The following is a 1,552-nucleotide window of genomic DNA, read 5'->3' as shown; positions in this document are numbered from 1 at the left end:
GTGGTGGAAACCCACCAGCACCAATAAAATTACCAGAATTAATAGTATTACTGTCAACTCCTACTAAGATAGCCAAGAATGGACCATCAGAACCATTCTGAATGATGGTATCACGACCTCCTGAAGTAGGACTTTGGAAAATAACTAAATCATTAAAACCAAGACCACCTCCTAGACGAATTAAGTCTGTATTACCATTAAAGTCGGCAATAACATCTGCCTCAAAAATTTCTATCCCACCGTTTTCAGGACTAATTACAAATGTATCACTACCCTCACCACCAAAAAGGGTATCTGTGCCGAAACCTCCTGCTAAAGAGTCGTTACCAGAATCTCCTTGAACTTGGTCGTTACCAACCCCACCATCTATGGTGTCGTTATCTTGCTCGCCACTCAGCAGGTCTGCTCCTGAACCTCCAAATATTGAATCGTTGCCAAAACCGCCAAATGCTTGGTCATTGTCTTCTTCACCAAAGAGGGTATCATTTCCCTCATCTCCAAATAGGCGATCGACGCCTAGACCACCGCTAACAAAATCCTCCCCTGCATCACCACGAACAAGATCGTTGCCATCTCCACCAAGAACATTATCGTTACCATCTCCACCTGAGACAGCATCATCCCCTCTGTCACCAGATACAAAGTCATCTCCTGCATCACCAGAAACATTATCGTTACCTTTACCACCAAATATCCTATCTCTACCATCTCCTCCACTTACAGTGTCATTTCCGCGATCGCCAAACAATACATCATTACCATCATTTCCTAAAACAATATCATCATCTCTCCCACCACGAGCATTATCATTTCCTTGGTTTCCTGTAACTGTATCATTACCTCGACCTCCATTCAGAATATCGTTATCTGCATCGCCTCTGATTTCATCATTCGCAGCTTCACCGAAGATGCTATCGTCACCCCCAGCTCCAAATATTACATCTACTTGATCACTACCAATTAAAAATTCATTATTAGGAGTACCTCGGAATACTCCCTCTACTCTGATTGGCGCTCCTTCATTGAAAACCCTAATGTTAACTGTCGCTAGGGAACTTGTTGTTCCATTACTTGTCTCGTAACTAAAGCTGTCTGTTCCTATAAAGAATTCTCTAGGAGTATAAGTGAAAGTACCTGTGCCATTTTCAACTAACGATCCATTTGTCGGCAAGCTAAAGTTACTGACAAATATTTCATTTCCTGTAGGATCGATGTCGTTTTCGAGAACATTAAAACTAACGGCTTGACTTTGATTTGTTGTCACTTCGTCATCTACAGCTATTGGTGGTGGCGGTGGTACTGGTGAAGCAGTTGGTATTGGTTCTGATGGAGATGGTGTCGGCAATGGCTGAAACACACCGTTAATAATCAGACCAATGAGGTTACCATTATCGTCTCTAACTTGGATAACTTCTGTGGGTGGTGGAGTTGGTGCTGGTGTTGGTGCTGGTGTTGGTGCTGGTGTTGGCTCTGGTGTTGGTGCTGGTGTTGGTTCTGGTGTTGGTTCTGGTGTTGGTTCTGGTGTTGGTTCTGGTGTTGGTTCTGGTGTTGG

General features: G+C 43.5%; 1 protein-coding gene. It reads right to left on the bottom strand.

Going from position 1 to position 1,552, the window contains the following annotated elements; genetic code table 11:
* On the bottom strand, window positions 1-1,345 hold a 1,345-nt coding region (locus ACP6PM_RS33970; protein WP_426591259.1), incomplete at its 3' end, for an Ig-like domain-containing protein.
* Window positions 1,346-1,552 lie beyond the last annotated feature (207 nt).

Origin of the sequence: Dapis brunnea BLCC-M229, assembly GCF_050015995.1 — a bacterium.
Classification (GTDB): domain Bacteria; phylum Cyanobacteriota; class Cyanobacteriia; order Cyanobacteriales; family Microcoleaceae; genus Trichodesmium.
The sequence above is the reverse complement of the archived record's forward strand: the minus strand, read 5'-3'. Positions and strand labels throughout refer to the sequence as shown.